Below are 13,836 nucleotides of genomic sequence, written 5' to 3'. Positions count from 1 at the left end.
GCGGGTTCCCTGCGCCCCGAGGAGTAAACGTCAGCTCCGACGCGGCCACGCCAACCGCGCACGACAGGCCCCATTCACGGCCGCCCGCGCTCGCCTTACCCGTCGCCCCGGAGAAGCTAACCCGTCACCCCTGTTAGCCCCGGTCCGGGCGCGGGTATGGGGGCACAGTGGCGATTGTGGAGCGAGTGATCGACGCACCCCCGCAGAAGGTGTTCGACGTACTGGCGGACGGGTGGACGTACAGCGACTGGGTGGTGGGCACCGCGCACGTCCGGGACGTGGACGACGACTGGCCGCGGGTCGGCAGCCAGCTGCACCACCGCGCCGGGCCGTGGCCGTTCTCGTTGCAGGACGCGTCGACGGTGCTGCTCTCCGAGCCGCCGCGCAAGCTCGTCCTGCGGGCGGGGCTCTGGCCCGCGGGCGAGGCGATCGTGACCTTCACGCTCGACCCGGTGGGTGACGGGGCCACCCGGGTGCGGATCGGCGAGGACTTCGCGGCCGGCCCGCTGCGGTGGGTTCGCAACAGACTCAACGACCTCGTGCTGCACCTGCGCAACCGCGAGACGCTCGCCCGGCTCTCCGACATCGCCACGCGCCAGAAGGACCAGTGATGACGCAGGCCGTCGTGATCACGGGCGCCACGGCGGGGGTGGGCCGGGCGGTCGCGCGGGCGTACGCCCGACGGGGAGCCCGGGTCGCGCTGCTCGCCCGGGGCGAGGCCGGCCTGGCCGCCGCCGAACGGGACTGCCGGGAACGAGGCGCCGCGGACGTCCGCACCTACCGTGTCGACGTCGCCGACGCCGGGGCCGTGCAGCAGGCCGCCGACGACGTGGTGCACCGCTGGGGAATGCTCGACGTCTGGGTCAACAACGCCATGGTGTCCGTCTTCGCCCCGGCCTGGGAGATCACCGCCCCGGAGTTCCGCCGGGTCACCGAGGTCAACTACCTCGGCACGGTGCACGGCACCCTCGCCGCGCTGCGGCACATGCGCGCCCACGGGCGGGGCGCCGTCGTGCAGGTCGGCTCGGCGCTGGCCTACCGCGGCATCCCGTTGCAGTCGGCGTACTGCGCCACCAAGCACGCCATCCAGGGCTTCAACGACTCGCTGCGCGCCGAACTGCTGCACGACTGCCCCACGGTGCGGCTCTCCATGGTGCAGCTGCCCGCCGTGAACACCCCGCAGTTCTCGTGGGTCCGTACGCGGCTCCCTCGGCATCCCCAACCCGTACCGCCGATCTTCACGCCGGATCTGGCGGCCCGGGCCATCCTCTGGGCCGCGGACCGCGGGGTACGCGAGCTGAACGTGGGCGGCCCGACCTGGCGCGCCCGGCTCGGCGACATCTTCCTGCCCGGCCTGCTCGACCGGAAGTTGGCCCGGGAGGGGTACGACAGCCAGCAGACCGGGACCCCGGTCGATCTCGCCGCCTGGCAGGACAACCTCGACCGCCCGCGCGACGACGATCGGGACCGCGGCGCGGACGGCGTCTTCGCCGACGAGGCGCGCGACCGGTCGGCGGCGCTGTGGGTGGGCACCCACAAGTCGGTGCTCTCCGGCCTCGCAATGGCGGGCCTGGCGCTCGCTTTGGCCGGCGTCACACGACGCCGCCGCTGACGCACGACGCCCGGCGAACGTCGGGAGCACAGCTTGCGGACGGGGAGTCTTTACGCCACCGATATGGCAACTGGCTACCCTCTCAGGAAATCCTGTCCGCAAACCGAGGATGTCCGAGATGATCGAACCCGTACAGTTGCCCGCGCCGTGGCGGGACGCACGCCTGACCGTCGTGGTGCCCACCTACAACGAGGCGGGGAACCTCCCGGTGCTGGTCGAGCGGCTCCTCGCCCTGTCCCTGCCGGGCCTGCGGATCCTGATCGCGGACGACAACTCCCCCGACGGCACCGGCGAGGTGGCGGACAAGCTCGCCATCGAGCACCCCGAGCAGATCGAGGTGGTGCACCGGCCCGGCAAGGAGGGCCTCGGGCGGGCGTACGTCGACGGGATGAGCCGGGCGCTCGACGGCGGCGCCGACTTCGTGGCACAGATGGACGCCGACCTCTCGCACCCGCCGGAGGCGCTGCCCGGCATGCTCGGCGCGCTGCTGTCGACGCAGGCCAGCGTGGTGATCGGCTCCCGCTACGTGCCGGGCGGCGAGCTCGACGAGAACTGGCCGCTGTACCGTCGCGCCCTCAGCGGTTGGGCCAACCTCTACGTGCACACCCTGCTGCGGGTGCGGATCCGGGACCTCACGGCCGGCTTCAAGATCTGGCGGGCGGACGCCCTGCGGGACATCGGTCTCGACCGGGTGCAGTCCAACGGCTACAGCTTCCAGGTGGAGATGCACTACCTCGCCACGAAGCTGGGCCACACCATCCTGGAGGTGCCGATCCGCTTCGAGGAGCGCCGCGAGGGCGACTCGAAGATGACCACCGCCACGAAGATCGAAAGCGCGCTGATGCCGTTCAAGCTGCGCAACAAGCACCGCAACATCGAGCGCTGACCGCCAGGTGAGCCGCGCCGGCGCGCCCGTGCGGAGGCGCCGTCGGCCGTGATCGACTCGGTTTCCTCGATGGCGAGGTGTCCGGGCGCGGTGGAGACCGCGCCTTCCGGGAAGCCGAGTCGATCTCGCGGCGCCGCCGGTCGGCCGCTCGCGCGGTGCCCGGTGGCGGCGTCGACCGCCCGCCGAGCGGTGGGCGCGTGCCAGAACGGCGCGTGCCAGAACGGGCGCGCTCGCGCAAACGCCCACCACACTCGGTGACACAGCGTGCTGACACGGTCCGTCACGGTGCCCGCGAGGTCCACCGGTCCCCTCTCCACGCTGCTCTGCACCCACCGAGGCACCACCTCGCTGACCTGCACATCCTTCCGCGCCGCGCCGGAGGACCGGCCGCGCGAGACCACGGAGCGTGACCGTTGCATATAGGGGTGCAGAGCAAAGGAGGCGAAGGAGTGTGCGCCGGGGCGGCGGGTTGGTCACGCTGAGTCGCTGGGGTTCGCCTGCCGATCGCTCGGCGCTCGCCGGCTCACGCCGCGCCGGCACTCGCCGAGACCGCACGCACGGCGGCCACGACCCGCACGCGAAGCGGTGCGGGCAAGGCACGCGGAGCGGTGCGGGCAAGGCACGCGGAGCGGTGCGGGCAGGGCGCGCGGGCAAACGGGCGAGGGCGAGCGGGCGCGCGGGGCAGTGGGCCAACGGGCGAGGGAGAGCGGGCACGCGGGCGAGCGGGCCAGCGGGGGGCCTCGGGGGCGGCGCGGTCAGGCGTAGATCGCGCGGTGGGCCGCGTCGACGGCGGCGGCGTACAGGCCTCCCGTGAGGGCACGGTCGCGGGCCAGCGCGGCGCGGGCGGCGTTCGCGCCGGGAGCGCCGTGCACACCGCCGCCGGGATGGGCGGACGCGCTGGCCAGGAACAGCCGGTCCACCGGGGTGTCCGGCCGGCCCAGGCCGGGGATCGGCCGCAGGAAGAGCTGCTGGTACGCGGCGGCGGTCCCGCCGCCCACCGCGCCGCCGACCAGGTTCGCGTCGCCCTTCTCGAGGTCCGCCGGGCCGGCCACGTGGCGGCCGACGATCAGGCTGCGGAAGCCGGGAGCGGCCTCCTCGAGCACCCGCTCCATGCGCGTCACGTGCTCGGTGATCTCCTCGGCGCGCCAGTCCCGGCGGAACGGCAGGTGGGTGTACGACCAGAGCGACTCCGTGCCGGGCGGCGAGTGGCTCGGGTCGGCCACCGTCATCTGCCCCACCAGCAGGAACGGGTCCTGCGGCACCTCGCCGCGGGCCAGCGTGGCCGAGTAGCTCGTCAATCCGTTCAGATCCGCCCCGAGGTGCACGGTGCCGGCGGTCGCCACCGCGCGGTTCGTCCACGGCACCGGCGCCGACAGCGCCCAGTCCACCTTGAGGGTGGAGCCGTCCCAGCGGAAGTGCGCGAGGTCCTCGACCAGCCGCGGCGGCAGCGCGGCCGGGCCGACCAGGTCGAGGAAGAGCGCCGGGGCGGGCACGTCGGCGAGCACCGCCCGCCGGGCACGCCACAGCGCCCCACCGACCGTGCGTACGCCCATCGCCCGTCCCCGGGCCACCAGTACGCGGTCCACCCTGGCGCCGTAGAGGATCCGCCCGCCCCGCTCGGTGAGCCGGTCGACGAGCGCGTTGGTGATCTTCTGCGCGCCGCCGTCCGGCACCGGCCAGCCGACCTGCTGGCCGAGCATGGTGAGCAGCCAGCCGTACACCCCGGAGCCGGCCTCCTCCGTTGACAGGTCGGTGTGCAGCGCGCAGCCGGCCAGCAGCGCCTGGGCGCCCGCGCCGTCGAAGAGTTCGTCGCCCAGCTTGCGCACCGGCAGCACGAGCCGCCGGGCGAGCCGCAGCGCGCCGACGATCTTCAGCCGGCGGAGCAGCGTCAGGCCACCGCGCACCGGGGGGAACGGGGTGGTGATGGTCTCCAGCATCGGCTCGGCGACCTGCATCCAGTCGTCGTACGCCGTGAGCCAGCGCTTGCCGTCGCCCGGCGCGAACGCCTCGAGCGACGCGGCCGTCACGTCGGGATCCCGGTTGACGACCGCCGCCCGGCCGTCGGGCAGCAGGTGGGCCAGCACGTCCGGCGCGTGCCGCCAGGTCAGGCCGTACCGACCCAGGTCGAGCCCGCGCAGCACCGGCGAGGCGTAGCCCAGCGGGTAGAACGAGCTGTAGAGATCGCTCAGGTAGCCGGGCGCCGTGACCTCGGCCGAGCGGACCGCCCCGCCCGGCGCCGCCGTCGCCTCCAGCACCACCACGTCCCAGCCCGCGTCGGCCAGCATGTTGGCGGCCACGAGGCCGTTGTGGCCCGCCCCGACGACGACGGCGTCCGCGCTCTCCGCGGCGGTGGGAGTCATCCGATCCGCCTACCCGGCCCGCAAACGGGCGAAACGCGTTTGCCTCGCCGGGACCGGGGCATCCCCTGCCGCATGTACACGGTCACGCAGCTCATAGGTGGGGTCTGGGGCGCCGGCGGCGAGGAGGGCGAGCTGGTCGTGCACGACCCGGCCGACGGCTCCCCGGTCAGCTCGGCGCCGGTGGCGACGGCCGACGTCGTCGGCAAGGCGGTGGAGGCGGCACGCGAGGTCGAGGCGGAGTGGGCGGGGACGGCGCCGGCCGATCGGGCGGCGGCGCTGCACCGGGCCGCGGACGCCGTCGAGGCGGCCGCCGAGGAGTTGGCCGCCGCGGTCACGGCCGAGATGGGCAAGCCGCTGGCGGACGCGCGCGGCGGCGTCGAGGCGGGCATCGGCACCCTGAGACAGTACGCGGAACTGGCACCACTGCGTGGCGGACGCACCCTGCACGGCGGTCACCACGCGCTCGACTACATGGTGCCGCAGCCGCGCGGCGTGGTCGCGGCCATCACCCCGTGGAACGACCCGGTGGCGGTGTCCTGCGGCCTGCTCGGCGCGGCCCTCGTAACCGGCAACGTGGTGCTCTACAAACCGAGCGAACGGACGCCGGCCACCGGTTGGCTGCTGGCGAAGGCCCTCGACGAGGCGCTCCCGCCGGGGGTGCTCACGCTGCTCACCGGCGGTGCGGAGACCGGTGCGGCGCTGGCCGCGCAGCCGGTCGACGTCGTGGCCCACGTCGGCTCGACCGCCACCGGCCGGGCGATCGCCGCGTCGGCCGCCCGCACCGGCGCGAAGGTGCTGCTGGAAAACGGCGGCAGCGACCCGCTCGTCGTGGACGCCGACGTGGATCCGGTCTGGGCGGCCCGCGAGGCGGCGCTCGGCGCGTTCGCCAACGCGGGCCAGATCTGCGTCGCCGTGGAGCGCATCTACGCGCACCGGGACGTGGCGGAGGACTTCGTGGCCGCGCTCGTCGAGCGGGCCACCGCGTTGCGGATGGGACCGGGGCGGGACCCCGCCACGGATCTGGGGCCGCTGGTCGACCGCCGGCACCGGGACCACGTGCACGGCCAGGTGACCGCGGCGGTTGCCCAGGGGGCGCGCATCCGCACCGGCGGGACCCTGCCCGACGGGCCGGGAGCGTTCTATCCGGCCACCGTGGTCACCGACTGCCGGCACGACATGCCCCTGGTGCGCGACGAGACGTTCGGGCCGGTCGCGCCCGTGGTCGTGGTCGACTCGTTCAGCGAGGCGCTGCGCTGCGCGGCCGACTCGCCGTACGGGCTGGCGGCGACCGTGCTGACCGGGTCGATGAGCCACGCCCACCGGGCCTGGCGGGAGCTGCCCGTCGGCACCGTGAAGGTCAACGCCGTGTTCGGCGGGGCGCCGGGCGGCGCCGCCCACCCGCGTCGCGGCAGCGGCCAGGGCTTCGGCTACGGCCCCGAACTGCTCGACGAGTTCACCGCCACGAAGGCCGTGCACATCGAGGCGCCGGGCGGCGGCCACTGGTGACCACGTGAAGAGGGTGGCCGCCCCGGGAACGGACGGCCACCCTCTTGGTACGCGTACGGCCGGTCAGCGACCACCCCGGGCCTTGGCGGTCTGCCGGTTGTTGGCCTTCTGGATCGCCTTGACGAGCTCCGGCTTGTTCATCCGGGAGCGGCCCGGCACGTCCAGCTTGCGGGCCACCTTCATGAGGTGGTCCTTCGTGGCGTTCGCGTCCACGCCGGCCGCCGTGGGCGCCCGGCGTGCCGGTCCCCCGCCGGCGGCCTGCCGGTCGCTGGGGCCCTTGCGGCCCTTCGGCTCCCAGTGGTCGCCCACCTTCTCGAACTGGTTCTTGACGGCGGCGAACGCCGTCCGGTGGGCCCGCTGGCCCTCCCCGTACGTCTCCACCGCCGAGTCGTGCGTCTTCTCCCACGTGCGTTGGGCCTTCGCCGGGGAGCGCTTCAGCGTGCTGGGCAGTACCTCGCGCCCGGGCATCTCGTCCTCCTCCGCGTCGATGGGTCTTCTTGGCCTGCATTGACCGTTCCCGCCCCAGGGGGTGCGCAAACCGGGATCCGCCGGGCGCCGGCCGGACCGTTTGCGCGGGGTGCGGCGCGGGTACCGGCGGGGCCATCCGCAGCGGGCCGGACGCCCCGGCGGTCGGGCACAGGGAGACGACATGACGACGACGGACCCCGGCGCCGCGCTCGACGGCCGGCATGGCCTGCACCTGCCCCGGCGGATGCGCCAGTTGAGCTGGCGGACCTGGCGTGGCGTGGTGGTCCGGAGCGCGCGCAACTTCGTCGAGGACAACTGCGCCGACTGGGCGGCCGCGCTCACCTACTACGGGGTGCTGGCGCTCTTCCCGTCCACCATCGTGGTGGTCTCCCTGGTCGGGCTGGTGTCCGACGGCGACCGCACCGTCGACACGGTGCTCGACCTGGCCCGCCAGATCGGGGCGGGCTCGGTGGTCGCCGACGACGGGTTCGTGAGCGTGGTCCGGGACGTCGTCGACAAGGAGAGTTCCGCCAAGCTCCTGCTGAGCTTCGGTCTGCTGGGCGCCCTCTGGTCGGCGTCCGGTTTCATCGGCGCGTTCACCCGCGCCTCGAACGCCGTCTACGGGGTGCGGGAGGGGCGGCCGTTCTGGAAGCTGCGGCCCTTGCAGATCGGGCTCGCCGGCATCTCGCTGCTGCTGCTCGCCGTGGTGGCCGTGGGCCTCATCGTGAGCGGCCCGGTCGCCGACTGGGTCGGCGACCTCGTGGGCGCGGGCGGCCTGGCCCGCACGGTGTGGAGCGTGGGCCGGTGGCCGGTGCTCGCCACGATCATGATGGTGCTGTTGTCCCTGCTGTTCTGGATCGCGCCGAACGTCCGCCAGCCGCGGTTCCGCTGGCTCACGCCCGGCGGCGCGGTGGCGCTGGCCGCCTGGGTCGTGGTCTCCTTCGGCTTCGGCCTGTACGTCGCGAACTTCCACTCCTACGACGTCACGTACGGCAGCCTCGGAGCGGTCATCGCGTTCCTCGTGTGGCTCTACCTGTCGAACTCCGCGCTCATGCTCGGTGTCCAGATCAACGCCGAGTTGCAGCGCGGCCGGCGGCTCCAGGCCGGCGTTCCGGAGGCCGATGAGCCCGTCCTCCCACCGAAGGCGCCGGCCGGTTCGTGACCGGTTGCCGGTTTGACGCCGATGCCGCCGGGTAGCGCAGAAGGCATGGAGCGTGGCAACAGCAAGCACGGACCGCGGCTCGACGAGCAGATGAGCCAGGAGGTCAAGGGCCTCGTCCAGGGGCCGGGGACGGGTGGCTCGCGGGCCGACGAGGCCCGCGTACCGGAGCCGGCGGGCGAGGACCAGCCGGAGGCCACCACGGCGCCGGCCGGCGAACTGCGCACCGGGGCGCCCAAGGGCATGAGCTCGGAGGACGTCGACCGGCGCAGCCGGCTCGGCCGCTTCATCACGTTGAGCGCCCTGCCGGGCGACCGCGAGACGCTGGTCGCGAACGCGCGGGACAACGACGCGCCGGACGACATCATCGCCGCCCTGCAGACGCTGCCCGACGGCACCCGGTACCAGACGGTCTCCGAGATCTGGGCCGCGCTCGGCAACAAGAACGAGACGACGCGCTGGTGACCGGTGCGGGCTTCGGCCCGGGCCGGCGCCGGCGGACTGAGGAGGATGCCTGATGAGTGGCGTGACCGAACACGTGGACGTCTCCGTCCCGGTGCGGACCGCGTACGACCAGTGGACCCAGTTCGAGGAGTTCCCGCACTTCATGGAGGGGGTCCAGGAGGTCCGGCAGCTGTCGGACAGGATGACCCACTGGACCGTCGAGATCGGCGGGGTGAAGCGCGAGTTCGACGCCGAGATCACCGAGCAGCTCCCCGACGAGCGGGTGGCCTGGCGCTCCACGAGCGGCACGCAGCAGGCCGGCGTCGTGACCTTCCACCGGCTCGACGAGAGCCACACGCGGGTCACCCTCCAGCTCGAGTTCGAGCCGCAGGGCGCGGTGGAGAAGGCCGGCGACAAGCTCGGCATCGTGGACCGGCGCGCCAAGGGCGACCTCGAGCGGTTCAAGCAGTTCATCGAGCGGCGCGGTCAGGAGACCGGCGCCTGGCGGGGCAAGGTGGATCGCCCCCAGCCCTGACTCCCCCTGGCACGCAGACCTCGACGGCCGCCGGTTCGCCCGGCGGCCGTCGCCGTGCTCCGGCCCGACCCGCCGTTTGCGATCACGACGCGGGGGTACCGCGACGGCATGACGGACGAGAACAGGGCGTGGCGGAACGAGGAACGGCTGTCGGTGGAGGAGCTGGACCGGGCGGTGGCGCGTTCCACCCCGGACGGGCAGGCCGACGACACGACCGGTAACGACGCCGGCGAGGAGGCCGCGTTCGGCCACGGGCAGGAGGCGGCGGACCGGGGCGGCCAGGCCGCCGGCGCGGGTCGGGAGCCGACCGACCCGGACCGGGCGTACCGGCCGTCGACGACCGGACGCACCGGACCGGACGTCTGACCCGGCCGCGTCCCTGGCTGATCAGGCGGGGGTGGGCGCGGGGCGGCGCGAGCCGGCCGCGTGCAGGGCGATCAGCACCACCGCCAGCACGAGGAGCACCGGGCCGAGCGCCTCCACCGAGGTGTTGCCGATGAGCACCCCGATGCCGGCGGGGACCAGTGAGGCGCCCAGCGCGGACGTGCCGATCTGCAACCCGATGGCACGCTCGGCGTGCGCCGCGCCCACCCGGTCGGCCGTGGTGAGGGTGAGCAGCGGGAAGACCGGGGCGGCGGCGAAGCCGACCACCACGAGCCCGGCCACCGCCACCCACGCCGGCGCTGGAAGGGCGACGAGGGCCGCGCCGGCCGCCATGCCGAGGAGGCTGCCGCGCAGCACGCCGGCGGGGCCCAGGCGCTCGGCCACGACCCCCTGCACGACCCGCCCGAGGAAGAGGCTCCCCCAGTAGGCGGAGACGCAGAGGCCGGCCGGGCCGGCCGCCAGCCCCCGGCCCTCGGTGAGCAGCAGGAAGGCCCAGAGCCCGCTCGCCACCTCGACGGCCACGTACACCGCGAACGCCAACGCTCCCAGCCACACGGCGGGAAGGCGCAGCGTCTCCCGTACCGGAACCGGCCGCGCCGCCGGCGGGGCGGCCTGCTCGACGACCACGCCGAGCGAGCCGACCGGCCCGGAGGTCGCGTCACCGACCGCCGCGGCGGGGACGTCCGGCGCGGGCTCCTGCGGGGCCGTGGCGGCGGGCGCCTGCGCCCGCCAGGCCCGCACGCTGAACACGAACGCCGCGGCGAGGGCAAGTTCGGCGCCGGCCACGATGCCGTACCCCCACCGCCAGCTCAGGCCGGCCCCGAGCGCCCCCGTCATGATGAGCGGCCCGATGGCCACGCCGAGACCGAAGAACGCGTGCAGCCAGTTCATGTGCCGGGGACCGAACGCCCCGGCGGCGTACGCGTTGAGCCCCGAGTCGATGGCGCCGGAGCCGAGGCCGAGCACGAGGGCGCATCCGATCACTACCGCCAGGCCGGGGCTCACCGCGTAGCCGGTCAGGGCCAGGGTGGCCAGCAGGGTGCTGCCGGCCAGCAGCCCGCCCACCCCGAGCCGGGCCAGCGTGAAGCCGGCCAGCACGCTCGACGTCAGGTAGCCGGCCGTGCCGGCGGTCAGCACCAGGCCGACGGCCTCCGTCGGCACGCCGAGGTCCGACCGGATCGACGGCCAGCCGACGCCGATCAGCCCGTCGGGCAGGCCGAGGCTCACGAACGCGAGGTAGGCCAGCAGGAGCAGGGCGGCGCGGGGTGGCCGGGAGATGGTGGACACGGACACCCATCCTTCCGCCCGGAGCGCACGAAACCAACCGTCGGGTCCCCCGTCACGACAAAAAGTGATGTCCGGACGGCTCAGAAAACGGACAGCTCATCCAGAATCGGCCGAACGGAGGACGGCAATCGGACCGTGTCGCGTAAGACTTTCGGGATGCATCAGGGCTCCGGCATCCTCACCCCGCGCCAGCGCCGCCTGGCCTGGCTCGGTTTCCTTCTGGCCGCGCTCCAGGCGCCCGTGTCCGCCTGGCTCGTCTCCGACGACTCGTGGCTGTTCAGCCTCTGCGTCGCGCTGATGGTGGCCACGGTGATCGTCGCCGACGACGCCGCGCGCCGCCGTCCGGCGGGCGCGAGCGACTAGCCGGCGGCGCCCGGGCGCGCCTCGTGCCCGGGCAGCCCCCGGGTGCGCCTCCGCTCCTTCATCTCCGCCTCGTAGAGGTGACGCCGGCCGCCGACGAGCTTCTCGCGGGCCTGCCGGTCCAGCTCCCGGAAGAGGGCGTAGTAGCCGTCGTCGAAGTCCTCGACGATCTGGAACGTCCACCGACCGGCGATGACGTTGCGGCCCAACAACTCGCTGGAGATCCGCTCGGCGATCTCCGGGTGGCCGGCCGCGCGGAACATCTCGACGGCGTCGTCGAGCATGAGGTCCGCGTGACCGACCAGTTGGTGCAGCGAGTAGAGGTGGCCGCGGACGCGCTCCACGCACTCGAGCGCCTCGCTCAGCTTGCCCAGCGCCGCCACCGTCTCGTCGCTGACGCCCGGGGGCCGGCGGTGCCGCTCGTCGGGTCCGTCCTGCTGGGCCATCGCCGCCTCCGTGTTCGCCGCGCTCGTCGGGCCGTACCGTCGACCGCTGGCCGACCCCGGACCGGGCGGATGGCCGCGGGCGACCGCGCACCGGTTGGCTGGATCGTTCCCCCCGCGCGTGCCGTTCAACCGCGCCGCCCCCGGCGCGGGCCACGACGAGACGGGGTCGCCGCCGGCGGAGCGTCGGCGCGACGCGCCGCGCATGATCGGAAACAGCGTTCGGGGGCTCGGGCTAGGCTGCGGTCATGCCAGGTACGGTCGGTAGCGTCCCCACGCCACCCGCCCCGGTCTCGGGAGCACCCGCCGGGACCGACGCGGCCGCAGCCGTCCTCCGCCACGACTGGGCCGGCACGTCCCTCGGCCCGCGGCAGTCCTGGGACCCGGCGGTACGGGCGGTCGTCGACCTCGTCCTCGCCTCCCCGGTGCCGATGGCCCTCACCTACGGCGACGACCTGACGCTGCTCTACAACGACGGTTACGCCGAGCTGATCGGCGAGAAGCATCCGGCGGCCCTGGGCAGGCCGGCCGCCGACGTCTTCCCGGAGCTGTGGCGGCTGCCGGGCGTCGGCGAGGTGGTCGAACGCGTCTACCGCGACGGCGGCACCTTCCTGGAGAAGGAGACCACGCTCCCGCTGGTGCGCAGCCGCAGCGGGGTGCCCGAGCAGGCCGTCTTCACCCGCGGCTACTCCCCGGTCCGCGACGCCACCGGCCGGATCGTGGGCGTGCTCACCGTGGCGGCCGAGACCACCCACGTCACCCAGCAGCTCCAGAGCCTGAGCGAGGTCGCCGCCGCGCTGGCCGGCACGCTCACCCTGGACGACGTCGCGCGGGTGGCGCTGCGCTACACGATCAGCACGTTCGACGCCGACCGGGTGGCCTTCGCCGTGGACGAGGGTGGGGGCGGGTGGCGGATGGTGCGCCGCGTGCGGGGCGAGCTGATGGACGAGGCCGACGAGCGGTTGCCCCCGCTGTGGCGTCGGACTCCCGCCGACTGGCCGGACCCCGTGGTGCAGGCCGCCCGGGCCGGCACGCCGCTGGTCGTCGACGACGGCCAGCCACTGCGCGAGGCCGCGGCCGACCGGCACGACCAGAAGATCGTCTCGCTGGCCGCGGTGCCGCTGCGCGCATCGGTCGTACGCGGTGGCCTGTCGGTGGGTCACCAGGCGCCGCGCCTGTGGTCCGCTGCGGAGCGGGCGCTGCTGGCCGCCTCCGCGGAGCTGATCGGGCAGGCGGCCGAGCGGGCGCGCCGGTTCGAGACCCAGCACGGCACCGCCCAGCTGCTGCAGCGCAGCATGCTCCCGGAGCACCTGCCCGACCTGCCGCGGCTGCGCATCGCCGCCCGCTACGACCCCGGCGTGGACGGCAACGCCGCCGGCGGCGACTTCTACGACGCCTTCCTGCTGCCCACCGGCCGGCTCGGAATCGTGCTGGGCGACGTGGCCGGGCACGACGTGCAGGCCGCCGCCCGCATGGGGCAGGTCCGGGCGGCCCTGCGCGCGCTCGCGTTGAGCGACCCCCGGCCGGACGCCGTCCTCGCCGGGCTGGACCGGCTGGTCACGAGCCTGGGCGCGGAGGCGGGCACCCACGAGCTGTTCGTGACGGTCGTCTTCGGCGTCGTCGACGCCGAGCGCCAGGAGCTGACCCTGGCCAGCGCCGGGCATCCCGCGCCGCTGATCCGGCGCTGCGCACCGGACGACCGCCCGTACGCCGAGTACGTGGACCTGGCCCCCGGCGCCCCGCTGGGCCTCGACGCCCGGCCGGCCGTGACCACGGTGCGGTTCGCGCCCGGAGACACGCTGCTGCTGTTCAGCGACGGCGTGGTGGAGCGGCGGCGGCAGAGCCTCACCGCGGGTCTGGACGCGCTCGCGGGCGCCGTGGCCGGCGCGGGCAGCGGCGACCCCCGGGCGCTCTGCGCCGTGGCGACGGCGGCGGTGCCCGGCGCCACGGAGGACGACGTGGCGGTGCTCGCCGTCGAGCACGCGCTGAAGCCCAGCCGCTCGGCGAGCATGGAGGTGCCCGCCGAGCCGACCGCGCCGAGCCGGGTCCGCCACTGGTTGACCGCGCAGCTCGGCGAGTGGCAGGTGCCGGAGTCCGTGATCGGCGCCGCCGTGCTGTGCACCAGCGAGCTCACCACCAACGCGCTGCTGCACGCGGGCACCGCGGCGCGTGTGGAGATCGATCTGAGCGCCGAGCGACTGCTCGTGTCGGTGGCCGACTCGGGCACCCGCGGCACGGTCACCCGGGCCCAGACCGACACCCTGAGCAGCCGCGGCCGGGGCCTCGGGTTGATCGAGGAATTGAGCGACGCCTGGGGCACCGACCCCACCGTGCGGGGGTCGACGGTCTGGTTCGAGATCCTTCTTCCCACCGGGTGAAACCCGGCGCCACC

Annotated in this window: 14 protein-coding genes; 10 read left to right on the top strand and 4 right to left on the bottom strand. The window is 74.5% G+C overall.

Annotated elements, in window-relative coordinates; all coding sequences use genetic code 11:
- Positions 1–185: 185 nt before the first annotated feature.
- The 3 genes from ACSNOA_RS12440 to ACSNOA_RS12430 all read left to right on the top strand — a co-directional run bounded on the left by ACSNOA_RS12440 (position 186) and on the right by ACSNOA_RS12430 (position 2,498).
- On the top strand, positions 186–611 hold the full coding sequence (locus ACSNOA_RS12440; RefSeq protein ID WP_436658135.1) for an SRPBCC family protein: 426 nt from the start codon (positions 186–188) through the stop codon (positions 609–611).
- Complete coding sequence (locus tag ACSNOA_RS12435) at positions 611–1,612, top strand: SDR family oxidoreductase (protein ID WP_436658134.1); 1,002 nt, start codon at positions 611–613, stop codon at positions 1,610–1,612. Before ACSNOA_RS12440 ends, ACSNOA_RS12435 begins: the two co-directional genes overlap by 1 nt.
- A gap of 118 nt (positions 1,613–1,730) precedes the next feature.
- Entirely contained in the window at positions 1,731–2,498 is a 768-nt protein-coding gene (locus ACSNOA_RS12430) for a polyprenol monophosphomannose synthase (protein WP_436658133.1), read from the top strand.
- Positions 2,499–3,253: 755 nt separating this feature from the next.
- Here the strand turns inward: ACSNOA_RS12430 and ACSNOA_RS12425 are convergent.
- On the bottom strand, positions 3,254–4,858 hold the full coding sequence (locus ACSNOA_RS12425; protein WP_436658132.1) for a phytoene desaturase family protein: 1,605 nt from the start codon (positions 4,856–4,858) through the stop codon (positions 3,254–3,256).
- 72 nt (positions 4,859–4,930) lie between these two features.
- Between ACSNOA_RS12425 and ACSNOA_RS12420 the strand changes: the two genes are divergently transcribed.
- On the top strand, positions 4,931–6,364 hold the full coding sequence (locus ACSNOA_RS12420; protein ID WP_436658131.1) for an aldehyde dehydrogenase family protein: 1,434 nt from the start codon (positions 4,931–4,933) through the stop codon (positions 6,362–6,364).
- Between the two features lie 63 nt (positions 6,365–6,427).
- On the opposite strand, the gene ACSNOA_RS12415 is transcribed toward ACSNOA_RS12420, so the two are convergent.
- Entirely contained in the window at positions 6,428–6,832 is a 405-nt protein-coding gene (locus ACSNOA_RS12415) for a ChaB family protein (RefSeq protein ID WP_436658130.1), read from the bottom strand.
- Positions 6,833–7,013: 181 nt separating this feature from the next.
- Between ACSNOA_RS12415 and ACSNOA_RS12410 the strand changes: the two genes are divergently transcribed.
- From ACSNOA_RS12410 to ACSNOA_RS12395, 4 genes are all read left to right on the top strand, one after another.
- Complete coding sequence (locus ACSNOA_RS12410) at positions 7,014–7,994, top strand: YihY/virulence factor BrkB family protein (protein ID WP_436658129.1); 981 nt, start codon at positions 7,014–7,016, stop codon at positions 7,992–7,994.
- Positions 7,995–8,039: 45 nt separating this feature from the next.
- Positions 8,040–8,456: a DUF2795 domain-containing protein gene (locus tag ACSNOA_RS12405; RefSeq protein WP_436658128.1), complete on the top strand. Its 417-nt coding sequence runs from the start codon at positions 8,040–8,042 to the stop codon at positions 8,454–8,456.
- A 52-nt stretch (positions 8,457–8,508) separates the two neighbouring features.
- Entirely contained in the window at positions 8,509–8,970 is a 462-nt protein-coding gene (locus tag ACSNOA_RS12400; protein ID WP_436658127.1) for an SRPBCC family protein, read from the top strand.
- 108 nt (positions 8,971–9,078) lie between these two features.
- The gene (locus ACSNOA_RS12395; protein WP_436658125.1) at positions 9,079–9,336 is read left to right on the top strand and encodes a hypothetical protein; all 258 of its coding nucleotides are present in this window, start codon (positions 9,079–9,081) and stop codon (positions 9,334–9,336) included.
- A 21-nt stretch (positions 9,337–9,357) separates the two neighbouring features.
- Here the strand turns inward: ACSNOA_RS12395 and ACSNOA_RS12390 are convergent, their stop codons facing one another.
- Positions 9,358–10,641: an MFS transporter gene (locus ACSNOA_RS12390; RefSeq protein ID WP_436658124.1), complete on the bottom strand. Its 1,284-nt coding sequence runs from the start codon at positions 10,639–10,641 to the stop codon at positions 9,358–9,360.
- 156 nt (positions 10,642–10,797) lie between these two features.
- Between ACSNOA_RS12390 and ACSNOA_RS12385 the strand changes: the two genes are divergently transcribed.
- Entirely contained in the window at positions 10,798–11,004 is a 207-nt protein-coding gene (locus tag ACSNOA_RS12385; RefSeq protein ID WP_436658123.1) for a hypothetical protein, read from the top strand.
- On the opposite strand, the gene ACSNOA_RS12380 is transcribed toward ACSNOA_RS12385, so the two are convergent.
- A complete protein-coding gene (locus ACSNOA_RS12380) occupies positions 11,001–11,447 on the bottom strand; it encodes a hypothetical protein (RefSeq protein WP_436658122.1) in 447 nt (148 codons plus the stop codon). The genes ACSNOA_RS12385 and ACSNOA_RS12380 overlap by 4 nt on opposite strands.
- A gap of 245 nt (positions 11,448–11,692) precedes the next feature.
- Between ACSNOA_RS12380 and ACSNOA_RS12375 the strand changes: the two genes are divergently transcribed.
- The gene (locus ACSNOA_RS12375; protein ID WP_436658121.1) at positions 11,693–13,822 is read left to right on the top strand and encodes a SpoIIE family protein phosphatase; all 2,130 of its coding nucleotides are present in this window, start codon (positions 11,693–11,695) and stop codon (positions 13,820–13,822) included.
- The last annotated feature ends 14 nt before the right edge of the window (positions 13,823–13,836 follow it).

Origin of the sequence: Micromonospora sp. URMC 103, assembly GCF_051386435.1 — a bacterium.
Lineage (GTDB): Bacteria > Actinomycetota > Actinomycetes > Mycobacteriales > Micromonosporaceae > Micromonospora.
This window is presented reverse-complemented; position numbering and strand designations above follow the sequence as displayed.

What these genes read in the sequence shown, in the direction of transcription:
- ACSNOA_RS12380 (WP_436658122.1), bottom strand. Translation starts at nt 11,447, where the DNA reads ATGGCCCAGCAGGACGGACCCGACGAGCGGCACCGCCGGCCCCCGGGC.
- ACSNOA_RS12410 (WP_436658129.1), top strand. Translation starts at nt 7,014, where the DNA reads ATGACGACGACGGACCCCGGCGCCGCGCTCGACGGCCGGCATGGCCTG.
- ACSNOA_RS12375 (WP_436658121.1), top strand. Translation starts at nt 11,693, where the DNA reads ATGCCAGGTACGGTCGGTAGCGTCCCCACGCCACCCGCCCCGGTCTCG.
- ACSNOA_RS12425 (WP_436658132.1), bottom strand. Translation starts at nt 4,858, where the DNA reads ATGACTCCCACCGCCGCGGAGAGCGCGGACGCCGTCGTCGTCGGGGCG.
- ACSNOA_RS12400 (WP_436658127.1), top strand. Translation starts at nt 8,509, where the DNA reads ATGAGTGGCGTGACCGAACACGTGGACGTCTCCGTCCCGGTGCGGACC.
- ACSNOA_RS12435 (WP_436658134.1), top strand. Translation starts at nt 611, where the DNA reads ATGACGCAGGCCGTCGTGATCACGGGCGCCACGGCGGGGGTGGGCCGG.
- ACSNOA_RS12395 (WP_436658125.1), top strand. Translation starts at nt 9,079, where the DNA reads ATGACGGACGAGAACAGGGCGTGGCGGAACGAGGAACGGCTGTCGGTG.
- ACSNOA_RS12420 (WP_436658131.1), top strand. Translation starts at nt 4,931, where the DNA reads ATGTACACGGTCACGCAGCTCATAGGTGGGGTCTGGGGCGCCGGCGGC.
- ACSNOA_RS12385 (WP_436658123.1), top strand. Translation starts at nt 10,798, where the DNA reads ATGCATCAGGGCTCCGGCATCCTCACCCCGCGCCAGCGCCGCCTGGCC.
- ACSNOA_RS12430 (WP_436658133.1), top strand. Translation starts at nt 1,731, where the DNA reads ATGATCGAACCCGTACAGTTGCCCGCGCCGTGGCGGGACGCACGCCTG.
- ACSNOA_RS12405 (WP_436658128.1), top strand. Translation starts at nt 8,040, where the DNA reads ATGGAGCGTGGCAACAGCAAGCACGGACCGCGGCTCGACGAGCAGATG.
- ACSNOA_RS12415 (WP_436658130.1), bottom strand. Translation starts at nt 6,832, where the DNA reads ATGCCCGGGCGCGAGGTACTGCCCAGCACGCTGAAGCGCTCCCCGGCG.